General features: G+C 61.0%; 24 protein-coding genes and 1 pseudogene. 6 read left to right on the forward strand and 19 right to left on the reverse strand.

Translation table 11 applies throughout. From position 1 onward, the window contains the following. Positions 1–8: 8 nt before the first annotated feature. The 4 genes from KHO23_RS27440 to KHO23_RS27455 form a co-directional block, all read right to left on the reverse strand. Entirely contained in the window at positions 9–1,529 is a 1,521-nt protein-coding gene (locus tag KHO23_RS27440) for an efflux transporter outer membrane subunit (protein WP_211614987.1), read from the reverse strand. Positions 1,530–1,646: 117 nt separating this feature from the next. After that, a complete protein-coding gene (locus tag KHO23_RS27445) occupies positions 1,647–2,081 on the reverse strand; it encodes a MarR family winged helix-turn-helix transcriptional regulator (protein ID WP_211614990.1) in 435 nt (144 codons plus the stop codon). A gap of 221 nt (positions 2,082–2,302) precedes the next feature. Then, positions 2,303–3,211, reverse strand: coding sequence for a LysR family transcriptional regulator (locus tag KHO23_RS27450; RefSeq protein WP_211614992.1), 909 nt, complete (start codon positions 3,209–3,211; stop codon positions 2,303–2,305). Positions 3,212–3,347: 136 nt separating this feature from the next. Then, entirely contained in the window at positions 3,348–3,518 is a 171-nt protein-coding gene (locus KHO23_RS27455; protein ID WP_211615128.1) for a hypothetical protein, read from the reverse strand. A 249-nt stretch (positions 3,519–3,767) separates the two neighbouring features. On the opposite strand from KHO23_RS27455, the gene KHO23_RS27460 reads away from it, so the two are divergent. From KHO23_RS27460 to KHO23_RS27475, 4 genes are all read left to right on the forward strand, one after another. Then, the gene (locus KHO23_RS27460) at positions 3,768–4,484 is read left to right on the forward strand and encodes a gluconate 2-dehydrogenase subunit 3 family protein (protein WP_211614995.1); all 717 of its coding nucleotides are present in this window, start codon (positions 3,768–3,770) and stop codon (positions 4,482–4,484) included. Next, positions 4,484–6,262 carry a GMC family oxidoreductase gene (locus KHO23_RS27465; RefSeq protein WP_211614998.1) on the forward strand — a complete coding sequence of 593 codons (1,779 nt, stop codon included), beginning with the start codon at positions 4,484–4,486 and terminating at the stop codon, positions 6,260–6,262. The genes KHO23_RS27460 and KHO23_RS27465 overlap by 1 nt, the downstream gene beginning before the upstream one ends. Next, entirely contained in the window at positions 6,259–7,653 is a 1,395-nt protein-coding gene (locus KHO23_RS27470) for a c-type cytochrome (protein ID WP_211615000.1), read from the forward strand. The genes KHO23_RS27465 and KHO23_RS27470 overlap by 4 nt, the downstream gene beginning before the upstream one ends. Before the next feature lie 178 nt (positions 7,654–7,831). Continuing rightward, positions 7,832–9,025, forward strand: a complete 1,194-nt coding sequence (locus KHO23_RS27475) for a porin (protein ID WP_211615002.1) — start codon at positions 7,832–7,834, stop codon at positions 9,023–9,025. Between the two features lie 16 nt (positions 9,026–9,041). Here the strand turns inward: KHO23_RS27475 and KHO23_RS27480 are convergent, their stop codons facing one another. The 7 genes from KHO23_RS27480 to KHO23_RS27510 all read right to left on the reverse strand — a co-directional run bounded on the left by KHO23_RS27480 (position 9,042) and on the right by KHO23_RS27510 (position 15,375). Continuing rightward, positions 9,042–9,899, reverse strand: coding sequence for a helix-turn-helix domain-containing protein (locus tag KHO23_RS27480; RefSeq protein ID WP_211615003.1), 858 nt, complete (start codon positions 9,897–9,899; stop codon positions 9,042–9,044). Between the two features lie 142 nt (positions 9,900–10,041). Then, positions 10,042–10,590: a carboxymuconolactone decarboxylase family protein gene (locus KHO23_RS27485; RefSeq protein ID WP_211615005.1), complete on the reverse strand. Its 549-nt coding sequence runs from the start codon at positions 10,588–10,590 to the stop codon at positions 10,042–10,044. A gap of 198 nt (positions 10,591–10,788) precedes the next feature. Beyond that, positions 10,789–12,009, reverse strand: a complete 1,221-nt coding sequence (locus KHO23_RS27490) for a porin (RefSeq protein ID WP_211615007.1) — start codon at positions 12,007–12,009, stop codon at positions 10,789–10,791. Positions 12,010–12,089: 80 nt separating this feature from the next. Continuing rightward, entirely contained in the window at positions 12,090–12,632 is a 543-nt protein-coding gene (locus tag KHO23_RS27495) for a hypothetical protein (RefSeq protein ID WP_211615010.1), read from the reverse strand. An 86-nt stretch (positions 12,633–12,718) separates the two neighbouring features. Further along, on the reverse strand, positions 12,719–14,062 hold the full coding sequence (locus KHO23_RS27500) for an MFS transporter (protein WP_211615013.1): 1,344 nt from the start codon (positions 14,060–14,062) through the stop codon (positions 12,719–12,721). A 111-nt stretch (positions 14,063–14,173) separates the two neighbouring features. Next, positions 14,174–14,533 (reverse strand): protocatechuate 3,4-dioxygenase, encoded by a 360-nt coding sequence (locus KHO23_RS27505; RefSeq protein WP_211615016.1) that lies wholly within the window; start codon positions 14,531–14,533, stop codon positions 14,174–14,176. Then, entirely contained in the window at positions 14,530–15,375 is an 846-nt protein-coding gene (locus tag KHO23_RS27510; protein ID WP_211615018.1) for a gallate dioxygenase, read from the reverse strand. Before KHO23_RS27510 ends, KHO23_RS27505 begins: the two co-directional genes overlap by 4 nt. Before the next feature lie 465 nt (positions 15,376–15,840). On the opposite strand from KHO23_RS27510, the gene KHO23_RS27515 reads away from it, so the two are divergent. Both KHO23_RS27515 and KHO23_RS27520 read left to right on the forward strand, forming a co-directional pair. Continuing rightward, on the forward strand, positions 15,841–17,088 hold the full coding sequence (locus tag KHO23_RS27515; protein WP_211615020.1) for a LysR family transcriptional regulator: 1,248 nt from the start codon (positions 15,841–15,843) through the stop codon (positions 17,086–17,088). A gap of 169 nt (positions 17,089–17,257) precedes the next feature. Then, on the forward strand, positions 17,258–17,563 hold the full coding sequence (locus KHO23_RS27520; protein WP_211615131.1) for a hypothetical protein: 306 nt from the start codon (positions 17,258–17,260) through the stop codon (positions 17,561–17,563). A gap of 282 nt (positions 17,564–17,845) precedes the next feature. Here KHO23_RS27520 and KHO23_RS35580 read toward each other — a convergent pair whose 3' ends face one another. The 8 genes and pseudogenes from KHO23_RS35580 to KHO23_RS35490 form a co-directional block, all read right to left on the reverse strand. Next, positions 17,846–19,492: a methyl-accepting chemotaxis protein gene (locus KHO23_RS35580; protein ID WP_211615021.1), complete on the reverse strand. Its 1,647-nt coding sequence runs from the start codon at positions 19,490–19,492 to the stop codon at positions 17,846–17,848. A 107-nt stretch (positions 19,493–19,599) separates the two neighbouring features. Further along, positions 19,600–20,727 (reverse strand): porin, encoded by a 1,128-nt coding sequence (locus tag KHO23_RS27530; protein ID WP_211615022.1) that lies wholly within the window; start codon positions 20,725–20,727, stop codon positions 19,600–19,602. A 297-nt stretch (positions 20,728–21,024) separates the two neighbouring features. Next, a complete protein-coding gene (locus tag KHO23_RS27535; RefSeq protein WP_211615024.1) occupies positions 21,025–22,038 on the reverse strand; it encodes an ABC transporter substrate-binding protein in 1,014 nt (337 codons plus the stop codon). A gap of 431 nt (positions 22,039–22,469) precedes the next feature. Further along, positions 22,470–22,628, reverse strand: a complete 159-nt coding sequence (locus KHO23_RS27540) for a hypothetical protein (protein ID WP_211615026.1) — start codon at positions 22,626–22,628, stop codon at positions 22,470–22,472. Positions 22,629–22,656: 28 nt separating this feature from the next. Continuing rightward, the gene (gene phbB, locus KHO23_RS27545) at positions 22,657–23,400 is read right to left on the reverse strand and encodes an acetoacetyl-CoA reductase (RefSeq protein WP_211615028.1); all 744 of its coding nucleotides are present in this window, start codon (positions 23,398–23,400) and stop codon (positions 22,657–22,659) included. A gap of 154 nt (positions 23,401–23,554) precedes the next feature. Continuing rightward, positions 23,555–24,124 (reverse strand): phasin family protein, encoded by a 570-nt coding sequence (locus KHO23_RS27550; protein ID WP_211615030.1) that lies wholly within the window; start codon positions 24,122–24,124, stop codon positions 23,555–23,557. Positions 24,125–24,313: 189 nt separating this feature from the next. Further along, positions 24,314–24,511, reverse strand: coding sequence for a hypothetical protein (locus KHO23_RS35190; RefSeq protein WP_236067013.1), 198 nt, complete (start codon positions 24,509–24,511; stop codon positions 24,314–24,316). 809 nt (positions 24,512–25,320) lie between these two features. Continuing rightward, positions 25,321–25,509 (reverse strand): annotated as a pseudogene (locus tag KHO23_RS35490) (PrpF domain-containing protein); the annotation flags it as partial. Between the last annotated feature and the right edge of the window lie 4 nt (positions 25,510–25,513).

Consider the following 25,513-nt stretch of genomic DNA (forward strand, 5'->3'; position numbering starts at 1 on the left):
CTGTTTGTTCAGTGAGTTGTCGTGCCGCCGGACGGCGCGGGAATCGGCGTCTCCGTGTTCGCCGCAAGGCCGGCGTGCGAAGCATCGAAACCGCCACCTAGTGCCTTGATCAGCCCGATCTGCATGCCGCGGCGGTCCATTTCGAGGTTCACGACGGCCGTTTCGGCTGCGAGCCGGTTGTCATCCGCATTCAGCACCTGCAGTTGCTGGTTCAAACCGGCCTTGTAGCGAACGAGCGCCAGTTGATAGGCTTTGGACTGCGCATCCAGTGCCTGCTGCGCATCGATCAGTTGACGGTCGGCCGAATGGATTTGCGTGACCTGCGTGGCAACATCGGATAAAGCGTTGATCAACGTCTGGTTGTACGTTGCGACGTCGTAGTCGAAGTCCGCGTAGCGGCCCTTCAGTTGTGAGCGCAGCGCACCGGCGTCGAAGATAGGAAGATGGATTGCGGGTCCCGCCTGAAGTTGACCGCTTCCAGCCGTCAGGAATCGCCCCCAGCCAAATGCGTCCAGTGCTGCTGATGCGGAAAGATTGACGTCCGGAAAGAACTCGGCCTTCTTTTCCTTCACATCGTGGATGGCTGCATCCACCTGCCAGTAGGCCGAAACAATGTCCGGGCGCCGCGAAATCAGGTCGGCGGGCAGGTTGTCGGGAAGCGCGACGCTATCCCCCTCTCCAAGCGATGGATTGGCGATCTTGAGGCCGCCGTCCGGTCCTTCACCCAGCAGGGCACCCAACTGGTAGCGTACGGTCGTGATCTGTCCGTCAAGGTCGCTGACGCTGGAACGGCTCGTCGCTGTCTCGCCATAGGCGGTCTGCCGCTCCACGTTGGTGTCGAGTCCCGCGCCAACGCGCCCATCCGTGATTCGCCCGATGTCCTCGCGATTCTTCACTTCACGCGCCTCGATATCACGCAAGGCATAGAGCTGCGCAAGATGGTTGTAGGTGCTTGCCACCGAAGCGGCCAAAGTGATGCGCACCTCCTCGGCTTCGGCTTCGGCGACCTTCTCCTCCGAGATGGACTGACGAAGCCGCTCGCGATTCTTACCCCACAGGTCGAGGTCAAACGAAGCACCGACGAGCGCGTTGTTCTCGCTCTGCCAGGTGCCGTTGACCGGCGGCGGCGTGGACCCATTAGCGCTATAGCGCTCGCGCGTCCACGAATAGCTGCCCGTCACGTTTGGATAGAGTGCGGAATGGGCCGTGCCGACAGAGGAAGACGCTTTCTCAATGCGTGCACGTGCCTGATCGATCGTCGGATTGCCTGCCAGCGCCTCGTCGATCAGTTTGGGCAGTTGCGGATCGCCGAACTGTTTGGCCCAATCCATTGCGGGCCACTGTCCGCCCTCGGCGGGCAAACTCTGCTTCGTCTCGAACGTCGCGGGAGGTGCGATCTGCTTGTCGCTCTTGATGCCGGCGTAGTTGACGCATCCAGCCAGGCCGAGCGCCGCTACTGCCGCGGCTATCGAGGCCGCCCATGCGCTCGCTCGCGGCTGGGCCCGGTAGTGATTTGTCATGGTGTCCATTTCCTTTCTCTCCTCTGGGTAACTTGGGTTCGTATTTCTTAAAGTGCATATGCACATCGTAGCGTTCAGTTGTTCACATATCGATGCACCGAAGTGCACGAGTTTGTTGCGTTGTGGTTACCTATCGGACACGTCGCTCGTCATGCGGAACAGTTCGCTTCGCAGAAGTGCGGCCTGTTGCGACCCAAAGCTACGTTCGAAGCAGGCCTGCGCAGCTGCCCAGTGAGCGGCCGCTTCGTCAAGCTTCGTCAACCCTCTGCTGGTGAGTACGACTTGCAGTCGCCGATTGCTTTGCCGTTCGGCGGGAGCATCGACGAGGCCACGCCGGAGCAGTGGTTTAAGCGCCCGCACGAGGGTCGTTCTGTCCATCATCATCGCCTTGGCCAACTCGGCCATCGTCAAACTCGAACAGCGGCCCAGCGTTCTGAGAACGCTGTACTGCGTGGGCGTGATGCCCGCCTCGGACAGATGACGCTCATAAAGCTTTGAAATATGTCGAGAGGCCTGACGAAGGGCAAAGCAGTCGTCGTCTAGAAGATCATTTGAGTGCATACGCACAGATTAACGCAGCGGCCACCGGCAGGCGATGCGGGCCGGGTGATCAGTTTGTTGCCGTTTCGCGCACCAATTGCCCTCAGGATTTTCTGGATTTCTGCGCTGGGCGGCGACTTGGCGCGTGCACGCGGTCCAGATCCAATCGGCTTCGATACCGAAGGCGGCCACTGATGCAGCCCTTTTATTCTCGCAGTGATTTGCGAGTCGCTTTACCCAAACTAGCGCGATGACGCCAGCGTTTCGAAAAAGGTGGCCGCATAGTCGATAAATGCGCGCACCTTGGCGGGCAGCAGCGTCCGGTTGCTGTAAGCGAGCCGGATTTCGATGCTGTCGTCGACGAGCTGGAAATCGGTGAGGAGCCGGACGAGCTTTCCCGAAGCCAACTCCTGGTCCACAAGGTCTTCGGGCACGACACCGATTCCGAAACCCTGCAGCACCATTTCACAGTTGAAAGCGGGACTGTTCGACGAAATATCGAAACGGCGCGGTACGCTCAGTTCTTCCTCGCCGTTCCGGAAGTCGATGCTGACGCGACGAATCGATGGCGACATCAGCACAAAATGATGGTTGGCCAATTCCGATGGGTGTCGCGGTATTGACGCGGTTTGCAGATACGCTGGCGTCGCGACGATGACCACCGGAATTCGCTCGAGCAGGCGTACAACGGTCGTCTCGCTCGTCACCATGTAGGGAACCACGATGCCAAGGTCGTACCCGTCGGCAACCAGGTCAACCGGCCGCTCGGTCAGTGTCACATCGAGTGCGACTTTCGGATGAGCCCGCTTGAAGCCGGCGATCAAGGGAACCAGCCGGTTTATCGTCGCCGTCGTATGGGCGACCAGACGCAAGACGCCGCCCGCTTCCCGCGTCTGGTTTGCTACGTCCGCTTCGAGCGCATCCAGATCGTCCAGGATGCGCACGCAGCCTTCGTAGAAACGCTCCGCGGCTTCGGTGAGCGAGATCTGTCGAGTGGTTCGGTGTAACAGCCGGCATCCCATCCGCTCTTCCAGCCCCGCTATTGCCCGCGACACCGCCGGCCGGGTCAGGCCATGCATATCCGCCGCTCGCGTGAAACTCTTCAATTCGACCACCGACCGGAAAACGCGCAGGCTTTCGACATATTCCATGGCGAGATCTCTTCGCTGAACGGCAACAAGGGTGGCCGCAATGCAGGGCCTGCGCCACCGGATATTTGAGTCCTCGGCCCCTCTCCAACCGTCGTTCCGAGGATAAGCCACTGTTGACCCGGCGATAGGCAGCAGTCTAAACCCGTCGGGCAGGCTCCACGCCCCAGCGCAGTACCTCACGATAGAAGTCGAAGTCTTCGCGCTTGCCCGCCGCACATGAGCCGCCATACGCGATATCGATCGCGACGTCCTGCTCCCGTTGCGGCGCCGGGCCTTGCGCCGGAAAGGCGTCCCTTCCTGGATGCATCCCGAAGCGTCGCTTTTTCGCGTCAGTTTCACGCCGCCTCGCCCGGCCCGTCCACAGGCCACACAGCCAGAAAAACACCTATGATTTAAAAGCGATTTTTCTCACAGAACGACATTTAATCACTTCAGGAAACAGCTTATTGTAAAAAAGTAAAAAGACTTTGGAACCGGTTCCATTTACCATGACGCCGAAATCCGACGACTGCCCGCGGGCGCCCTGGCGCGCTCTCATCTCGCGATAACGAACAACATGGCCCAATCTCCTCTCACCTCTCGCCGCGGCTTCTTACGCACGGCCGTCGCGCTGGTTCCCGCCGGGACCCTCGCCGGCTGCGAAGTCAGGCAGTCCGCCACCACTGCACAAGGATCGAACGGCGCCGCCTCCGGTGCCGACTACAAGCCGCACTTCTTCGACGCGAAGGAATGGGCGTTCGTCCATGCGGCCGTCGACCGTCTGATCCCCGCGGACAGCGAAGGCCCGGGCGCGCTCGAAGCCGGCGTGCCCGAATTCATCGACCGGCAGATGGACACGCCATACGCGCACGGCGCGCTCTGGTACATGCAGGGCCCGTTCACGCAAGGCGTGCCGGAACTCGGCTACCAGCTGAAGCTCGTGCCGCGCGATCTGTACCGGCTCGGCATCGCCGCGGTGAACGCGTACTGCACGAAGACCTACTCGCACACGTTCGACGCACTCGACGCACCCACGCGCGACACCGTGCTCACCGCACTCGAGAACGGCAAGATCGATCTCGCCGACGTCCCAGCTGATGTCTTCTTCGGCCAGCTGCTGCAAAACACCCGCGAAGGCTACTTCTGCGACCCGATCCACGGCGGCAATCGCGACATGGGCGGCTGGAAGATGATCGGCTTCCCCGGCGCGCGCGCCGATTTCATGGACTTCGTCAACCAGAACGGCCAGGCCTATCCGTATGGCCCCGTGTCGATCCAAGGAAAGCGCACCTGATGACCTCGCAAACCAAACCGCACGTCGACGCGGTCATCGTCGGCTTCGGCTGGACCGGTGCAATCCTCGCGAAGGAGCTCACCGAAGCCGGCCTCAAAGTGGTCGCACTCGAACGCGGCGAGTATCGCGACACCTATCCGGACGGCGCGTATCCGAACACGATCGACGAGCTGACCTACAACGTCCGCAAGAAGCTGTTCCTCGATCTCTCCAAGACCACCGTGTCGATTCGTCATAACGTTGGCGATACGGCGCTGCCTTATCGGCAGCTTGCCGCGTTCCTGCCGGGCGAAGGCGTCGGCGGCGCCGGGCTGCATTGGTCGGGCGTGCATTTCCGCATCACGCCGGAAGAACTGCGCCTGAAGAGCCACTACGAAGAACGCTACGGCAAGCGCTTCATTCCGGAAGGCATGACGATCCAGGATTACGGGGTCAGCTACGAAGAACTCGAGCCGCATTTCGACTTCGCCGAGAAAGTGTTCGGCACCTCGGGCCAGGCTTATCAGGTCAACGGCAAGGTGGTCGGCGACGGCAACGTGTTCGAAGCGCCGCGCAGCGACAACTTCCCGCTTGCCGCCCAGTTGAACACGTACTCGGCCGAGCGCTTCGGCAAGGCCGCGCGCGAGATCGGGCTGCACCCGTACCGCCTGCCTTCCGCGAATACGTCGGGGCCGTACACGAACCCGTACGGCGTGCAGATGGGGCCGTGCAACTTCTGCGGATTCTGCAGCGGCTACGCGTGCTACATGTACTCGAAGGCATCGCCGAATCTGAACATCCTGCCTGCGCTGAAGCAGTCGCCGAATTTCGAACTGCGCTCGCGCTGCCACGTGCTGCGCGTCGAACTCGACGATACGAAAAAACGCGCCAAGGGCGTGACGTATGTCGATCCGGCGGGCAACGAAGTCTTTCAGCCCGCGGATCTCGTCATCGTCGCGGCGTTCCAGTATCACAACGTCCACCTGCTTCTGCTGTCGGGCATCGGCAAGCCGTATGACCCGATCTCGGGCGAAGGCGTGGTCGGCCGCAATTTCGCGTATCAGAACCTCTCGACCATCACCGCGTTCTTCGACAAGGACACCTTTACGAATCCGTTCATCGGCGCGGGCGGCAACGGCGTCGCCGTCGACGACTTCAATGCCGACAACTTCGATCACGGTCCGCTCGGCTTTGTCGGCGGCTCGCCGTTGTGGGTAAATCAGGCCGGCACCAAACCGATCAGCGGGATCGCGACCCCGCCCGGCACGCCGAACTGGGGCGTGGACTGGAAGAAATCGGTGAAGGACCACTACGCCCACACGATTTCGATGGACGCGCACGGCTCCAACATGTCGTATCGCGACGTGTTTCTCGACCTCGATCCGACCTATCGCGATTCATACGGCCAGCCGCTGTTGCGCATGACCTTCGACTGGAAGGACAACGACATCAAGATGGCGCGTTACGTGACCGGACAGATGCACAAGATTGCGCAGCAGATGGGGCCGAAGGCCATCAACGTCTATACGCGCGAATTCGGCGCGCACTTCGATTCGCGCCGCTATCAGACGACTCATCTGGTCGGCGGCGCCGTGATGGGCACCGATCCGAAAACGAGCGTGCTGAATCGCTATCTGCAAAGCTGGGACGTGCACAACGTGTTCGTGATGGGTGCGTCGGCGTTCCCGCAAGGCATCGGCTACAACCCGACCGGACTCGTTGCCGCCCTCGCCTATTGGTCGGCGCGCGCGATCCGCACGCAATATCTGAAGAACCCCGGGCCGCTGGTGAGCGTATGAAGAAGATCGATATCCAACGCCTGGGTCGGGCATTCAAACGCGTGGGCGCAGCATCGTTCTGCGCAGTTGCGACGTTGTCCGCACCGCTCGCCGTGCAAGCGGCGACTCAAACACAAACACAAACACAAACCCAGCCTCAGGCCAACGCGGCCCTGATCGCGCACGGCGAATATCTCGCGCGAGCCGGCGATTGCATTGCGTGTCACACGGCGCAAACGGGCAAACCGTTCGCGGGCGGCCTGAAGTTCGACACGCCGATCGGCGCGATCTATTCGACCAACATCACGCCCGATCGCAACACCGGTATCGGCTCATGGACCTTCGCGCAGTTCAATCGCGCGGTGCGGGCCGGCGTGCGGCCGAACGGCGACACGCTGTATCCGGCGATGCCGTACCCTTCGTATGCGCGTTTGAGCGAAGACGACATGCACGCGCTCTATGCATACTTCACGCAAGGGGTCGCGCCGGTGAACCAGACGAACCGTCCGGTCGATATCGTCTGGCCGCTGTCGATGCGCTGGCCGCTCGGCATCTGGCGTTACCTGTTCGCCCCTGATCCAGTGGCGTTCAATTCGAAACACTATGCCGATCCGGTGGTCGCACGCGGTGCGTACCTGGTGCAGGGCCTCGGCCACTGTGGCGCCTGCCACACGCCGCGTGCGGTGACGATGCAGGAACGCGCGTTGAGCGATCTCGACGGCGCCGAGTTCCTCGCGGGTGGCGCGGCGATCGACGGCTGGACCCCGTCGAGTTTGCGCGGCAATCCACGCACCGGCATCGGCTCGTGGAGCGAAGCGGATCTCGTGCAATTCCTGAAGACCGGACGCACGCTGCACACCGCGGCATTCGGCGGCATGACCGACGTCGTGCAGCACAGCATGCAGCACATGAGCGACGCCGACCTGAGCGCGATCGCGCGTTACCTGAAGACGCTGCCGTCGACCGATCCGAAGGAAACGCCGTACGTGTACAACGATACGGCGGCTCGCGCGCTGCGTACCGGCGACGCCACCGCACCGGGCGCCGCCGTGTACCGCGACAACTGCACCGCCTGCCACCGCAGCGACGGCCGCGGCTACACACGTGTTTTCCCAGCACTGGGCGGTAACCCGGTCGTGCAGGGCAAGGACGCGACCTCGCTGATTCATGTGCTGCTGACCGGCAACACGCTCGAAGGCACGAAGACCGCGCCGTCTTCGTTCACGATGCCGGCCTTCGGCTGGCGCCTGAACGATCAGGAAGTCGCCGACGTCACGAACTTCGTGCGTAACAGTTGGGGCAACACCGGTTCGACGGTCAGTGCGACAGATGTCGCCAAGGTTCGCAAGACCGTCCCGGTGCGTGCGCCCGGGATGCCGCCCGGCGCAGCACTCACTTCACTCAGCCACTGACATCGCGCTTCTTGCAACGCGTCCGCAATCGGGGCGCGTAGCAAGAGGCGCGCAAGCCGCTTCCTCCGCTTCGCGCAGCCGGCTCCGTTGTTCAGGAGCGGACTGCGTGCGCGCGGAATAAAGAGAGATCGCCATGCAGGCGACCTGAGATAGACGATCCAACCAAGCTATAACTACGATGAAAAAGCAATTGATTGCTGCACCCTTGCTGTTGTCTTTCGCGGGCATCGCGTCCGCACAGAGTTCCGTCATGCTCTACGGCATCGTCGACGCCGGCATCACGTATCGCAGCAACGAGCGCACCGGCTCGCCTGGCGCTTACACGGGACACTCGAACGTCGCGATGACGAGCGGCAACCTCTCCGGCAGCCGCTTCGGCATCAAGGGCCAGGAAGATCTTGGCGGTGGCTGGAACGCCCTGTTCCTGCTTGAAGACGGCTTCGACATCACGAACGGCAAGACTGGCCAGAACGGCGGGCTGTTCGGGCGTCAGGCGTTCGTCGGCATTGGCAGCCAGCAATACGGCACGGTCACGCTTGGCCGCCAGTACACCTCCCTGAACGACTTCGTCGCGCCCGTTGCGCCGGTCGCGATGGTCGGCGGCTACGGTGCGCATCCGGGCGACATCGACGATCTCGATCAGACCGCGCGGGTCAACAACTCGGTCAAGTACACGAGCGCGAACTACTCGGGCTTCACGTTCGGCGCGCTATATGGGTTCGGTGGTCAGCCGGGCAGCCTGAAGCAGCAGAACACATGGAGCTTGGGCGCGGCGTACGGTAACGGCCCGCTGCATGTGGGCGTCGGCTACGAGCGTTCGGACAACAGCAAGAGCGGGCCGAAAGACTCGACGGTCGGCAAATGGAGCGGCACGGACGACGGCCTCTTTAATTCGTCGATCAACGAAGGCTACGCGAGTGCGCAATCGCAACAGATCATTGCCGCGGGCGCCACGTACAATTTTGGCCCGGCCATCGTCGGTTTGAACTACAGCAACGTGCAATACCGCTCGGGCGCCGATTCATTGTTCAATGGGCATGCAACGTTCAACATCGCAGGCGTGTTCGGACAGTGGACGATCCGCCCGGCCGTGCAACTGTTCGCAGGGTACAGCTACACGCGCGGCGGCGAAGTGGACGGTGTGGATGAGCGCGCGCAATATCACAACGTGACGCTCGGCGCGCAGTACAACGTGTCCAAACGCTCCACGGTCTATCTGATGGGCGGCTATCAGCACGCGTCCGGTATGACGCTGGATGCGCTCGGCAATCCGGTCGCGGCGAGCGCATCGGTCAGCGACAAGGGCAATAGCCACTCGTCGGACACGCAGTCGCAGGCAATTGTGAGTATTGGCTTGCGGCACCGGTTCTAACGGGTTCGGGCGGCGCTCAGTGCTGTTGCGGGATCGCGTTGATCATCTCGAAATGACGCGCTTCCGTCTCGTCGTCAGCGGGGAACATGCATTCGATACGCAGTTCCTGCGCGGCGACGGTTCGCGGCGTGCCCACGGTGGCGACCATTGAAAAGTAGTTCAGAACCTTGCCGTTCTTGACGAAGCCAAGCGGTATCACCGGCATGCCCGCAGCAGCGGCCCCTGCTCCCGAGGGGCTCTGCGAATCCTGCAAGTCGGTTTGCACGTCAGGATAGGCACGCAATGCGGCAAGCAACTCACGCGTCTGATCGTCGACCACGCGACCGACCGACTCCCGATAGACACGCTGAATCAGGCTATTCGCTACCGCCGGCCAATCGGCAACGAAGGGACGCAATCCGTCCGGATCGAAAATCAGATGCAACATATTGCGCGGCCCCTTGCGCGCAGCCATGTCGATAAAGCAATTGAAGAAACGCGGTGCCGATTCGTTGGTCATCAGCACGTTCCAGTAGCGATCCATGACGAGCGCGGGAAATGGCTCGTGCTGCCGCAACATTCGCCCGAGCGCATGGGTGACGCTCTGCATTTCCTGCGCGTTCCAGGCGCTCTCGGCATACATGGGCGCATAGCCCGCTGCAAGCAGTAGTGTGTTGCGTTCGCGCAGAGGAATGTCGAGCGTCTGGGCGATGTCCATCAGCATCTGACGGCTCGGCACGCTGCGTCCGCTTTCGATAAAACTGATGTGCCGCTGCGAGACACCCGCGTTGAACGACAAGTCCAACTGGCTGATACCGCGCATGTCTCTCCAGTGGCGCAACAACGCACCGAGTTCGTTCGGCGGCGTCTTCCTTTCGGGATTCGCTGGATTCATCGGTCTCTTATCCGCAAGTCGATATGAATCGGGTTGGGTGACCTGTGGTGCCGGAGCATCGTGGATGTCCGGCGCCAACGGGTCATTCGAACCGCGCCGCTCAGCATACTCCCTGTTGCTGAGCGGTCGTTCAAGACACGACCTATGCGGTCCAGGCATACTCCTGGAACGGTGCTTCAAGCGGAGGATGGGTGATGTTGCCGGCGTAGTTCGTGATAGTGGAAGCGGCCAGCACCGTGAGAACTTCGAGCACCTGGTCCCGGCGGAATCCCGCCTCGATAAACGGGTTCACGTCATGGTCATTCAGGTGTCCGCGCTTTTCGATCGCCGTTTTCGTCAAGATCGAGAGTGCTGCATGCCTGCTATCAGCGGGTGCGCGGCCGTCGCGAATCGCTTCGACATCGGCCGGTGAAAGGCCCTCTTTCAGTGCAAGGGCCGTGTGAAATGCGACGGCCCATGAGCACGCGTTCGTCACTGCGTTGGTCAGCAACAGGGTCTGTATCTGCGCTTCCGTAAACGTGCCCGCATGCACCTTCTGGAAGATGCCGATGAAGCCGCCAATCAGCACCGGCGATTCAGCCATCGCGCCCGCGATGTTCGGGACAAGGCCGAAGTTCTGCTCGAGCTGCCGCAATACCGGCTTCGATTGTTCGGGTGCGGATTCAATCGTATGAATGTGAAACGTCGACATGATGTGTCCTCGGTCGTAAGCGCGGCTCGGAATGAGTTGCGCGATGACCGAAGATTAGGCGTGAGCGCGCGGCTCGCCAATTACCTCGGATGTAATAGGTTTTCGTAGGCGGCACACGGCCAAGCAACCGTTCGCGGAAAAGAAAAAAAGGCCGGGCGTGAACCGCACCCCGGCCTTTCTCACTGCAAAACCGACAAATCAGAACCGGTGAACGATGCCCACACCAACCGCAAACTGACTGCCCGAGGAAGACGGCGCGCTGTTATACCCATCGCCGAGCGTCGCCGTGGCATCGATGATCTGCCCGGCCCCATTGGTTCCCAACGTCTTGCCCTTCGCCTTCTGATAGGCCTCCAGCGCGTACAGCCCTGTGCGCTTGGACAGCGAGTAATACTCCGAGAGATTGAACTGGTGGTATTGCGCGTTGTCCTGAATGCCGTTCGCGCGCGTGGCACGGGTATAGCTGTAGCCCGCGCCGAAATCCCACGTAACGGCCGGCTTCCAGTGCAGAACGAGCCCCCCTGTATTGAAGATCGCGGTGTCGTGGAACTTCGAGCCGCTGCCCGGAATGTACTGAACGTTCGAATAGGTCGCCGTGACATCCCACGCGCTATTGAACGTGTAGCCGCCGCCTACCGCGAAACGCTGTTGTGCCTGCGCGGTCTGGTAGCCGTTGGTCAGCGCGGAAACGCCAATCTGCGAGCCGCCGTTCGTGGTGGTCGAATCCGCGCCCCACGCGCCGCCGCCCGAGGTCGAATTGTTGATCCGCGAGAAGCCGACTGCGAGGCCCACCGGGCCCATTGCATACTGAACCGCGGTCGACCAGGTCGAGCCCTGGTTCGTGCTGCCCGCCACGCCGCCGAGCGAATACGAGCCGCTCACCGTCAGGCCGTACAGCTTCGGCGACGTGTACTCCAGCGTGTTGTTCGCGCGGTAGATCGTGTCGAGACCGTCGATATCGCCGGGATGCGCGCCGTAGTAGCCGGTAATCCAGGTGGTCGGGCTATACGGCGAGAGCAGTTGGTAATACGAAGCATATTGCCGGCCCGCTGTGAACGTACCATACGCCGGGTTGGTCAAGCCGACCCACGCCTGGCGGCCGAAGATCGCATTGGTGTATTGCTGACCGCCGTTTGCCGAATTGAAGCCGGACTCGAGCTGAAAGATCGCCTTCGTGTTTCCGCCCAGATCTTCGCCGCCTTTCAGGCCGAAGCGGCTGCCCGCATACACGCCGGGCGTCATCTTGACGGCTGACTTCCCGCCGCTGGTGCTGCCGAGGGTCGACTGATTGCTCGTATAGGAAATGCCGTTGTCGACAATGCCGTACAACGTGACGCTGCTTTGCGCGAACGCCGGCATGGAAGCCGCGATCGCCGCCCCGAACAACACAACGTCTACTCGCCTGATACCTTTGTTCATTCTGCAGATCTCCAATTCATACGCGTTGTTGAAATTTTTATCCATCGGCACGGTCGCCAGCGCTTCCTCAAGCCCGGACGCTATTGCCCTTTTGGTTGCAGGAGCCGCTTTACCGTCAAGGCCAAGGGGACGGTGAAGAAGATATGGGACATGAAGCCGCCAATGATCACGGCCGGGTCGTAGTAGTTCGGGTGGTTATCGGAGGCGATCATGATCGCCACGTGCATCGCGATCCATGCGACAACCGCGTAAAACAGCGCCACGAAAGTCGCTTCGTATCCGCGCCGCCGAAAGTACGGCCAGATCGCCGCAAATAGCACGCCCCACGCGGACGCGAAGACAAAGTGAATGCCCGTGCCGACGATATAGGCCCACACGCCGAGCGACTCCTGCACCTCTTTGCCGAACACGAGTCCCGTCGCGTTGCGTGGAATGCCCGCCAACGGCATCAGGTGCTGCGCGCCTACCCAGATGAGCGCTTCGTAAATCCAGATGATCACGGCACCGATCAATCCACCGGCCACACCCGCGCGAAGCATCGCCATGCGGTTTGGCCATTCCACCTTGTTCGGCGCCACGCCCGTATTGAGCCCACTTCCACTCGCGCTGAAATCTCCACTCATGTCTCTCTCCGTCAACTACTTCAGGTTAGGGATACCGTGCGCACAGCAGCCAACGCTGCCGTCGCATAAGACCGCTGCAAACGCATTCAGGCGTCGGCCACCGGACTGGTGATAAAACGCAGCGCGAGACGGTTCACGACGATCGCCGCAGCAGCAATCAGCGCGGGCACCGCGAGCACCGCGAATACGGTTTCGAAGCTGAATCCGAGCGACAGCAGCGCGCCACCCACGAGCGAGCCCAGAATGCCGCCGAGCCGGCCGAACCCAAGCATCCAGCTCACACCGGTTGCGCGGGCACGTGTCGGATAGCACGTCGGCGCGAGTGCATTGAGACCGGTCTGCGCGCCACTCATGAAAAAGCCGGCACAGGTAACGAGAACCGGCAGCAGATTCGACTTCAGCGTCCCCATGCCCAGCGCGAAGATGAGCACACCCCCGAGCAGATACGCCGCGCCGATCACCGCATTGCGATCCATGCGGTCCATCGCGAAGCCAACCGCCACGGCGCCCACCGTGCCGCCCAACTGGAACATGCCGGTAATCGCGGCAGCGCGCTCGACGGGCAAGCCGGCGTCCTTGATCAGCGTGGGCAGCCAGCCGGTCAGCAGATAGATGATCAGCAGACCCATGAAGTACGTGAGCCACAGCATCAGCGTGCTGAACGCGTAGCCGTCCGCGAACAGCATGCGCACCGGTGCTTTCGCAGCGATCACCGGTTCGGGCGCGGTGAAGCGCACGTCCTGACCGAAGACATGCCCGCACACGCGGCCGAGCGTTGCCGCGATGCGCTGCGCCGGCATTTTGCGCACCAGCATCAACCGCGCGGATTCGGGCAGCAGCCACAGCAGCAAGGGAACACTGAGGATCGGCAAAATGCCGCCGAACATGAACACCGCGCGCCAGCCGAAGTGCGGGATCAGCGAGGCCGCCACGAATCCACCGGCACCGGACCCAAAGTTAAAACCGGTGAACATGATCGTGAGCAGCAGCGAGCGGCTGCGCGACGGCACATATTCGGAGAGCAGCGTGGTCGAGTTCGGCATCGCGGCGCCGAGGCCCAGACCCGTCAGAAAACGCAGCGTGACGAGTTGCATGGGTGAAGCGGCGAAAGCGCAGATCAGGCTGAAGAAGCCGAAGCAGAGCACGGAGGCAACCAGTACTTTCTTTCGTCCGATCCGATCGGCAATCGGCCCCGCGGCCAGCGCACCGATCGCGAGGCCGACCATCGCGGCGCTCATTACCGGACCGAAGGCGGCCCGGCTAACACTCCAGTCATGCATGATGACGGGCGCGACAAAACCCATCACGGCCGTGTCCAGACCGTCCATCATGACGATCAGAAAACATAGAACGAGGACCAGCCACTGGTACGCCGACACCTTGCGTGCATCGATAAACGCCTTGATGTCGACTGAGTTTGCAGATTTCATGCGTGTCTCCGGAGAAAATAGTTTCCCGCCCCGGTGTTCTGTCGAACCCGGGGTCTTCCTTGTATCGAAGTGAAAAACCGCCAAACAGATGCGGCGCAGCGTCGAGTCGTCCTAGACGGCGTCCGGTACCCTGCGCGTTTTCAGAAACGCTTCGAGTGTTTCGCCTCGCATGCTGGCGTACATGCCCAGGTTCGTGATCTTCACCACCCGCGCAAATTTCTCGAGAACGAAGAAACACACGCCATAGCGGATCAGGCCGATCCAGTCGGTGTTGTCGACGAGCGTGCGCTCTTCTGCCGTCAGATTGGCCGCGTCGTATGCGGCGGCCCGGTTCTCGAGCCAGAGCGTGCGAGCCGGCGCTTCACGCATCTGCCAGAAAAAGCGGTTCAGGCGCATCGCCTTCATGCTCTGGCGGATATCGAACGGATACGTGCCCGTCAATTCCTCGATACCGGTCAGTTGCGGGTTCATTGCGCCACCTCGTCTTCGTAGAGGGTCACGGCCATGGCGGTGCTCGTCGCAAGGTAGTAGCTGCGATGCAGTTCACGAACCGTGGGGCCCAGCGCACCGCGCATGGCGAGCCACATGATCGTCTCCACGCTCTCCGCGCCGCCGAGGCGCACATAGTCGACGTGCTTCATCGCGGCAAGACGCTGCGGGTCACGGACGATCAGATCGAGGAACGCCATGTCCCAATCGGTATTATTGAAACCGCTTCGCTCCCCGTGAACCTGGTGAGACAGGCCGCCCGTGCCGACCACCACCACGTCCAGATCCTGCTCGAACGATTCGATCGCGCGGCGCAGCGCCTGACCGAGGCGGTAGCAGCGGTTCGCGGTGGGCAGCGGATATTGCAGCACGTTGACTTCCATCGGTACGAGCGACATCGGCCAGCCGCCGTCGTGCGGCACCATCAGCGAGAGCGGCGAATTACATCCGTGATCGAGTGCGCGGTCCTGGAAGATCGTCAGATCGAACTCGTCGTTGACGAGCTGCTCCGCGATGTGGATAGCCAGATCGGGATGACCGGCGATGTCCGGCAGCGGGCGCTTGCCCGCGCCTTCGTCCGCGAATGTATGGTTAGCCGACACACCTAACGCGAAGGTCGGATAGCAATCGAAGAAAAAACTGTTGGCATGGTCGTTGTAGAACATCACCATCACATCCGGCTTACGTTCGGCAAGCCAGTTGGCCACCGGTTCGTAGCCTTTAAAGAGCGGCGCCCACGCGGGGTCGTTCTGCTTGCCCTTGTCGTACGCCATGCCGATCGTGGGCACATGCGACGTGCCGATTCCACCAATGATTCTTGCCATATTCCGTTGTCTTCCGTTGCTTCGTGCCGCGCCAGCGTGCGCTGATCGGATAGGTCGCCGCTACCGGGCGGGCAGCCATTGCAACCCTCTTGAGATGCAACAATATGGATCGTGCAGGCTCGCCGGAAGTACGGGTAAACCACATCCGTACCGGTTAAATTGCTCGCAAGGACCCTGATTGCCCGTTGCCGGTGCTCGAACAAACTCGGGAAGCCGCGCTGGATATAGGGATTCGGGTGTCCCGGGTGAGCGTCCCGCATCCGGGTCCATGCCCCCAGCCATTCACGCGCGATAAACAAAACAGATGTCTGGGAAACGAAGTCGCAAGCCGCCTGCCAAGCGTGGTACGGGAGGTGATGCGTCGCTATACTTGATGGCCTCGAATGAGTAGAGACCCATGAACGAGATCACCCAGCACACGATCGCGGAGGCGTTGAACATCCGCCGGCCGGAGCGGCGCCGTCCGTGAGCAACAAAGAACTTCTCAATCTGGCGCAACTGCGCGCCTTCCGACTCGTCGCCGATATGGGCAGCGCAACGCGCGCGGCGGCCGCGCTCTTTCGCGCTCAGTCGGCCGTGACCCGTTCGGTACAGGAACTGGAGTCGGCACTCGGCGAGCCCCTCTTCGATCGCGGCCCCTCAGGCATGCTCCCAACGCCGGTTGGCCGCGCCGTGTTGCAGCGATGCGAACGCATCTTCGCCGAGCTGGAAGAACTTGCACGGTGGTGCGGCGCGCGGCAGGCGCGCCGGCGGCCGACCGCAGACGGCGCGCTTCCGGCCTATCTGCTCAACACGCGGCGGCTTCAGCTATTCATTGCGTTAGCGCGACATCGGCACATGCCCAGTGCCGCGAAGACATTCGGTATCAGTCAGCCGGCCGTGAGTACCGCGATTCGCGTGCTGGAAAGCGGCTCCGGCCTGAGTCTTTTCCATCGAAGCCCGCGTGGGATCCAGCTCACTACGGAGGGCGAAACGTTTCTGCTTCACGTACGCCGGGCATTGAACGAACTACGGCACGTGCCCGACGATATCGCGGCTTTGCACGGCAAGATTCAGGGCGCGGTGACGGTCGGCGCGTTGCCGCTCGGGCGCACACTGCTCCTGCCAAGGGCGATCGCGCGAATGACCGCGGAGCATCCAGGCGTGCGGGTCGTCACCGACGAAAGCGCTTACGAGCTGCTCGTCGCGGGCCTGCGAGCGGGCGATATCGACTTCATTCTCGGCGCGCTGCGCGACAACGACGCGAGTAGCGGCCTGAAGAGCGAGCGCCTGATGTCGGAAGATATGGTGGTTCTGGTGCGCCACGATCATCCGTTCACGCACGCGCGCGATCTGAGCGTCATGGACCTGCGCGACGCGCAGTGGGTCTTGCCCCGCAGCAATGCGCCGGCGCGCGCCCTGTTCGAAGCGCAATTCAAGCGTCTGAAAGTGAAACCGCCCATGCCCACGATCGAGACCGCGGACCTCGCGGTGATTCGCGGGCTGCTGCTCGGTACGGACATGGTCGCGGCGCTTTCAGGCCAGCAACTGCACTATGAAGTTCAGTCCGGTCAGTTGGCCGTGCTCGACGTGCAGTTGCACAACACCCGGCGCGACATAGGGTTGACCGTGCGTGCCGCCGGCACGCCCTCACCTGCCGCGCGTGCGTTGATCGATGCGATCCGGCTATCGGTTGTCGATGTGACTCGCACGATCGGCATCGCCGCTGGTTAGCCGCTGGTTAGCCGCTACGCGCTTTCCTATCCCGCGCACATAGCACGGCATTTGCCGTATCGCCAGCGTTACCGCGGCAAAATCTGTGGAATTCTGATTTACCGAAATCGCGCAGAATACATTGCTGTTGGCTTGGTCGAATAGGGACGATCAAGACAACGGAAGCAACATGAAAACCCAACCTCTTTTGTTAGCGCTATTCGCGGTCGCCGCGTTCTGGAGCGTCGATTCCCAGGCCGCACAGCCGGATTACGCCTATTCGACGACCGTGCATCTTTCCGACGGAAAAGCGCTGCAGTGCGCCGTGAACGAGCCATTGAGCGCCGTGAGCAACGCCAGTACCACGCTCACCCGGCGCGAAAAAACGGAAGCCGACGTATTGGCAACCCGCCGATTGCGCCTGGCCAGCGGGCCCACGTCTGACTATCCGTCACCGTACACCGCGCCCAACGTCACGTGCGCGGCTGCCGGTTGACGTTGAGCGGCACGGCAGAGTTCGGGCGGCTCACTCGGTGCGATGCGGGACGTCGTTGGGGAAAGGATACGGGGCGTGAGGTCCCGGCCATTCCGCTGCCGGCGGACCGCGGAGCGCATCGCACGCGGCGAGACCTGCCAACAGGTTGCACGTGAGTAACGCGGCGCAGATGCACCGGAGTACTGCTCGACCGTTCATCGCACACCTCCTCGCATCTGGCAGATACGCTACTTCTTGGACCGCCAATCGGCGTGGCAGGTTGCACCTGACCCGGCTCGACCGTTACGTAGCCAGCACGTGGTCAGCGGCGGCGTACGCGTACGGTGCATGAAGATTCCGGTGCCGTCCGCTGGATTCCTCGGCCGACGACCTATCGTTTTCATGCAGCCTGAAGACGGCCACCGCATCGACGAGCGCGCGCGCCTGATCTTCCAGCGACGCAGCGGCCGCCGCGGCTTGCTCGACCAGCGCGGCGTTCTGTTGCGTCGCGTTGTCCATCTGCGTCATGGCGGTATTGATCTGAGCAATACCGCGCGACTGCCCTTCGGAGGCTGCGCTGATCTCGCTGACGATGCCGGTCACGTTGCGGGCCGCCGTGACAATTTCGGCCATCGTCTCGCCCGCGCGTGTCGCGAGTTCGGCGCCGTTTCTCACCTTCGCAACCGAATCGCCGATCAGTTCCCTGATCTCTTTCGCCGCTGCGGCCGAACGTTGCGCAAGCGCGCGTACTTCGCCCGCTACCACCGCGAATCCGCGCCCTTCCTCGCCGGCACGTGCAGCTTCGACGGCCGCATTCAAGGCGAGTATGTTGGTCTGGAACGCGATGCCCTCGATCGCGCCGATGATATCGACGATCCGCTTTGAACTCGACGACATGTCCGCGATCACGTCGACAACCTGGCCGACCACGTCGCCACCGCGTACCGCGATCTCCGAGGCGCTCTCCGCGAGCGCACTGGCCTGCCGCGCGTTATCGGCATTTTGCCGGACCGTCGCCGTCAAATCTTCCATGCTCGACGCGGTCTCCTCCAGCGTCGCCGCCTGCAGTTCCGTACGCGTCGACAGGTCGGCATTGCCGCTCGCGATCTCGCCTACGCCGTGCGTGATGGCCGCTGTTCCCTGACGCACCTGGCTCACGGCAGCAACGAGCCCCGCCTGCATCCGGCCGAGTGCAGCCATCAACCGGCCCATTTCGTTGACGCCCAGCGTTGCGATCTCACTGGCCAGATCGCCGGCGGCAATGCGCTCGAAATGACGAATGGCGGCGTCGATAGGCCGCACGATCGAATTCGTCAACGCGGATCGCGCGAAGAGGCCGAGGATCATTGCGGCAGACCCAATCGCACCGAAGAGCCAGAGCAGCCTATGAAAATCCTGTTGCGCCGATGCAAAGCGCGCTTGTTGCTGTTGTGCCTGAAAATCCTCGAGCGCGAGCGCGGCGTTCCGGTAGTCACCGAACAGCGTGTCCGGCGCCTGCCGTTGTGTCGTCCGGAATGACATGAAATCGTTCTGGTCGAGCGCGGCGATTTCAGGGGCAAGTGCCTGTTTCATCAATAGCTCGCGCTTCACGCGCAATGCGTCGGTCAGCTTCCCCTCAAGCTCATTGGACGGTGGTCGCGCGGTATAGGCCGCCAGCTCGCGGTTGCTGGCCGTCTGCTCCGCATGCACTCGCGCGAGCACCGCATCGGTCGGCTTTCCTTGCGCGACCAGCGTTTCGTACGCACCGAGATCGACTCGCACCTGCTGAAGCGCTTCGCTGCTGGCGCTCAGGTGTCGCAGCGCAGTCGTCTCGTCGCTGACCATCCTGTCGAGCGCCGTATTGGCCGTTTCGAGACCCGCAATCGACGTGGCGATCACCAGCATCAACGCCGCCGTGTAGCCGGCAATCGTGATGGTCAGAGCAGTCCGGATACTGGTATTTCTGAACATGGCTGTCTTCCTCGGCCCGCTGAGCAAAAAAAGCGGCGGACGGACAAGTCCGCCGCCGCCAGTAGGAGCAAATCGATGAACCAATCAGCGTGAATCTGATTCCCGCATCAGAAGCGGGTACGCACGCCCGTGGTCAGTTCGAGCTGGTTGTTCGAACCGAACGTGGTGCCGACGGTGTAGCCGCCATGCAGCTTCATGTAGTCGCCGGCCAGATACACTTCAGTGCGCTTGGACAGGTGATAGAACGCCGACCAGTACAGCGTTTCCTTGTAGCCGTTGTGAAGACCTGACGTCGGGTCGAAAGCGCCGATGTTCGCGTTCGGGATATCGCCGTCGACGTTATAAGCGGCGTTGTGCACGCGCATCTGCTGATAACCGAGTTCGTAGTCGAACGGACCCTTCGGCGACAGCTTGAGCGACGCCGTCCACGCGTTGTCCTGACGCTGACCGAGCGCACCCTGATTACCCAGGTAACGGAAGTAACCCGCATTGGCACGCAGAATGCCGAACGTGTAGTTGCCGCCCACCGAGAACGACTGGTTGGTAAAGCCGACGCGATTCACGTGGCTATAGAAGCCCGACAGATTGAACGGGCCGCCGTTGTACCCGAGTGCTGCCTGGTAGTTGGAATTGGAGCCGAAACTCGTCGAGTTGCCGAACGCGTAGCCTGCGCTCGCGAAAATGCCGTTGCTGAACAGCTTCTTCCACGCCACGCCATTGTTATAACGTGTGCCGGTCGCGCTGGCAGCGTAGAAAATCATCTGCTTGAAGTTATTCGAATTGGTCCAGCCGCCCTCTTCCGTCGTCAGGCGCGCGGAGCCGTACGGGTCGCCGTAGATCGTCGATGCGTCACGCGCGATCGTGTTCTGGAAACCTGCCGTGATCTTGCCGAACGTGTCGTTCTCGATGCCGACCCATGCGTCACGGTCGAAAATCTGGCCCGGATCTTCCATCTGGCCGTTGGCGACAACGTATTCGCTTTCAAGCCGGAAAATGATCTTCGATCCGCCACCGATGTCTTCCGCGCCCTTCAGGCCCCAGCGGCTGCCGCTGAACCACGGTTCACCGTCGTTGCCCATGCCGATAACGTGATTGCCGTTGGCATCCGCATGCGTCCGATAGGTCGGTACGCTCAAATCCATCAGGCCGTAGAGCTGAACACTCGATTGGGCGTACGCGCCGGTTGCCGCGAAAGCGCTTGCCGTAGCGGCCAAAGCCAGATACTTTTTCTTCAAGATCGTCTCCTCAAATTACTACGTTGAAATTTTCTTTCTCGCCGGCTACGGTGATTGCTGTCCAGAGATCCGGACATCGGCCCCGAGCAGCCGATAAGCGCAATCCTAGTTATCTCAATCCTTCACGCACCTTTCCCGTGTTATTTGTACAACTAAGTGCATTTACTGATGTACATCACAAAATCGGCGTTCACTGCCGTGCGCTCTGCACGAAGTGACCGGTGCTGCGAACGCGGCACCGGCGGAGCTAGGAATCACGCAGCAACAGACAAGCTGCAGCAACCGGCGAGCGTCGGCTTACTTCGAACCGGTGAACTCGTTGGTGTAGGTCTTTGCGAGCTCGATATGCTTGCCTTTAACCGACGGATTGAACGCCGACAGCACCTTCAGCACGGTCTCCGGACCGTCCGCAGGCATCTTGCCGTCCTTCGTAAACATCGGCAGCGACGCTTTCAACGCGCTCACGTAAAGCGGTTTGTCTTTCTGATAGTCGTCGGGCATCTTGGCGGCAATTTCTTCCGCGCTATGCGTGTGGATGAATTGCATCGTGCGAACGAACGCGTGCGCGAGCTTTGCTGCTTCAGCCTTGTGGGAATCGGCCCATGCCGCCTGGACGTAGAGGCTCGACGCCGGGTAGGTACCGCCCAACGCCGCCTTCGTGCCTTCAACCGAGCGCATGTCCACGAGCACCTTCGCGTCGCCCGACTTCTGCAATGCCGAGACCGTCGGCTCGGTCGTCATGCCGGCGTCGATGCGGCCTTGCTTGATCGCCGCGATGAAGCTGGCGTCAGCGCCCACCGGCAGCATCGTATATTCCGTGGACTGGATGCCGTGTTGTCCGGCAAGGTATTGCGTCAGGAAGCTTGTCGACGAGCCGAGGCCGGTCACGCCAAGCGTCTTGCCCTTCACATCCGCCATCGACTTGACCGTATCGGCTGCCTTGGTCGACACCATTTCGACCTCGCCCGGCACTTGCCCGAACACGACGATCGCCTTGACGTCCTTGCCTTTGGTTTGCAGATCTATCGTATGGTCGTAGAAACCGACGACGGCCTGAACGGCGCCGGCCAGCAGTTCATTTTCAGCGTCAACGCCTGCCGGCTGCGACAAAAGTTCGACATCGAGCCCTTCGTCCTTGAAATAGCCGAGCTGTTCGGTCAGGCGCGCCGGCAAATAGATCAGCTTCGTGATACCGCCCACCATGATCGTGATCTTCTCGCCTTCGGCGGCTGTCGCGTGTTGCGACGCAAGGCTGAACAGCAGGCTGGAAGCAACGGCGATATGGCGCAGCGTGCGATAGCTAGGGGTCATCGATAGTCTCCGTTATTGTCCGGCACGGCGGAATGCCGCCCGTCTGCATCGATGGGGCGATTCTAGGGGACCGAATCCTTCCCTCGGCTTTCACGGAGACTCAGGTTCCATACGGGATTTCCATGAGAGGCGGCCACGCCGCCGTGCATGACCTGCCCAGGGATGCCCAGGCTCTGCTTACGTTTGAATAACGTATTCACGCCCTGTTTTTTGGGCTGTGCGGCTGGACGGTAAGAACTTACTGAACGACTAGGTAAAGTGGGGACCCATGCCGGGCGCGCAAAAAAAGCCAAGGCGGTGAAGCCTTGGCCTGGAGGATTCGGCCGGTTGAGAGATCCGGCGGAATCCGAAGGCGGCTACTGCGCCTGAGAACGCAGCAGCTCGCCACAAGGTGTCGCGGTTTCGGCGTCACCCGAATCGATATCTACCGCTCAATGGCGGGCGTTGCGCCAATGCGGCCAATAATGACGATGGTCCAGCTGCCTGAGCCGCCTTCGACGCACCTGCTCCTGGTAATAATGAGCGGCGACGCACACGGGTGCCATCGCCAGCACGAACGAACCCACCACGATCCCGACTGCTTCACTCATCACAACCTCCATTGCAGAACTGACGGCTTCACTGCAAGTGTTGCCCCCCGTTGATTGCAATGTTGGCTCCGGTTACGAAGCCGGCGTCGCGCGAGCACAGATACAGCACGAGTGCGGCGACTTCGTCAGGCTGCCCGAGCCGGCCGACCGGAATCTGCGGGATGATCTTCGTCTCGCGGATATCCTCGGGCACTGCCATCACCATCTTCGTCGCGATATAACCGGGCGAGATCGTGTTGACGGTGACGCCCTTCTTCGCCACCTCAAGCGCCAGCGATTTCGTGAAGCCATGCATGCCGGCCTTCGCCGCCGCATAGTTGGTCTGGCCGAACCCGCCTTTGGAGCCGATGATCGACGACACGTTGATAATGCGCCCCCAGCCACGCTCGACCATGCTGTCGCACACCGGCTTCGTCATGTTGAACACCGAGTCGAGATTGGTCCGGATGACGGCGTCCCAATTGACCTTGTCGAGTTTCTTGAAGCTGGCGTCACGCGTGATGCCGGCGTTGTTGATCAGAATGTCGACCGGTCCGACTTCCGTTCTGATTTGCGCCATGCATTTTTCGCACAAGTCGTAATCGGCGACGTCGACCGTGTAGGCGAGGAATTGCCGTCCCTGCTTTTCCATCCGCGAGAGCCACTCGTTCGCACCGGTATTGCCCGGCGAACAGGTCACCACGACCGCGTACCCGGCGTCATGCAGCTTGATGCTGATCGCTTCGCCAAGTCCACCCGTCCCACCCGTCACCACCGCGATCTGCTTTGCCATCGAATCCTCCTCGTAAAAGCCGGCGTCATGCTCATCTGGAGCAACACTACTTTCAGCCCATGAACTGGAGACTGAAAGATGGATCACCAATCCATCAGGAATCCTTCATATATTACAAATAACTTCTCCGCGGGCATTGCTGCCCGCGTGAGTTCTAGCCCTTGGCACCCGTGGTGACGGGAGCCTGCGCGGAGTTGCTTCGCGCGGCCTTGGCCGCTGAGGCTGTGAGCGCATCGAAATTACTCTCGGCAACCTGCACGGCCTGTTGCCCGGTTTTCTGCAGCGTTTCGTACAGGGTCGTGGTGGCGGCAATCGCGGATTTCCACGCAACGATTGCGGCTTCCGAACCTGCGGGAGCGCGCTTCGCCGCATCTTCTACAAACGCCTGCACGCGATCGTTATACCGCGCGTAGTTCGCCTGCGCGAGTTGCGCGACTTCAGCCTGTGTGGTCGTTGCGATATCGAACACTTGCCGGCTGTATGACAGCGATTTTTCCGCGAGGGGTCCGGTGAAACCTGCTTGCAACACAAACCATTGCTGCGGCTCCGTTGTGTCTGACACCTTCGAGATGTTCTCCTGCGCCTCGGCCAGCGTGGCCCTGACGACCTGCAAGTTCAGAGCGACCAGTTTTTCGGCGCCTTCAAAGACCTTTCCGGCCACCCCGAAGAATGCGTCGAGGTTCGACTTTGCGGCAGCAACATGCTCGGGACTCAGTAGAGTCATTATTGAATTCCTCAAAATTCGGTCCGGCGCGCAAAGCCCGATTGGACGGGTGTGTTGCGACGGATCGCGATGGTGAATAGATCGAAGTGCAACGACGCTTGCCGTGGGGTGCGGCGGTACTCGTGGGAAAACTGCTGGCGGCAAACGCCGCATTTTCATTCAGGGCTGTGAGACGAACGGCGCGGATGCCTAGCGCATTCGGCCAACCGCCTTGAGAACGGAATCCCCGTCGCTTGTGATCTGAGGACGTGAGCGTCCTGACGCGAGGTCTTCCAATGATATGAGTTGTCGCTCGAGCAGGGCGTCGAGTTCGGCGCGGCCCAGCTCAATCTGATCCGGCGCGTCTTTGATGAGCATTAGGGTAGCGAATTCATGGGGACTCAGCATATCGTCTCCTCGATTAATGTGACTGCACGGGAAGTATTAATTACCCCCTCTAACGCGAATGCCCGGCAAATAGTTCTGCCGTCTCCACAAAGCGATCATTCGAGAAATCGCATCGGGAGACATGATGATAACCGCTCAATTTTCGATTGCAATATGCGGGATGCTTTTTATTGAATCACCCATTTCGTCTGTCGAATACCCGGCCTCGAAAGGCGCCCGCGCCGGCATCCGCAGCGGCATCGTTCATTCCAGAAAATGCCCGACTGACATGGCTTTCGAGGTGATCAGGCCGGCGCCACAAGGTTTGAACAGACGACTTACTTAACAATATCCATTCATTCTGATTTCATTGGGTTGATTTATACCTGAAGATTATATTTACAGGCTGGCACTTTAATGCCGCGATCATCCCTACGCTGAGATTGCGAAAGATTTATTACAGCGCACACGAATTTTTGAAATTACCGGAATTTCAATCTACGCAAAGACCTGCGCGCATTTATCGGAGCGAGCCCCGCGTGACCTCTTCTTTCACGCATTTCCAGGTGCCCAATGTCCGCGCGGAGCTGGTCCCGTCCCCAAGATGGGTGTGTTATTTTTATTCGGGATGCTCAGTAAAATAGTGTCGGCGCGTTCACGCGCAAAGCAGCGTTGTTCTATTTGGAATCGCCAATACGGGCGTCGCCCGCGTCAGCCCTGCAGGCGATTCGCATCAGGTCGCCTATGCCCACTGCGGCCACACAGTAGAAGGAATGGCCACTGCCCCATCCAGGAGCCACCTTGCCGAGCGTAAAAGCGCGGCGCCCAGCACTCGTTATCGGATCCGCGCCGCCGATACCATCGATCTGACGCGGATCGAGCGAGCCCATCACGGCAAGCAGAACACGGTCTCGTTCCAGGGGATCGGCCGGCAAATCCTACGCCATAAAATAGGCGCCTTTCGACGTGCCGCCGCACATCATCATGCACGGAATACACGTTTGTGCGCGGCTCGACATGGCC

The organism is Paraburkholderia haematera (assembly GCF_905220975.1).
Taxonomy (GTDB): domain Bacteria; phylum Pseudomonadota; class Gammaproteobacteria; order Burkholderiales; family Burkholderiaceae; genus Paraburkholderia; species Paraburkholderia haematera.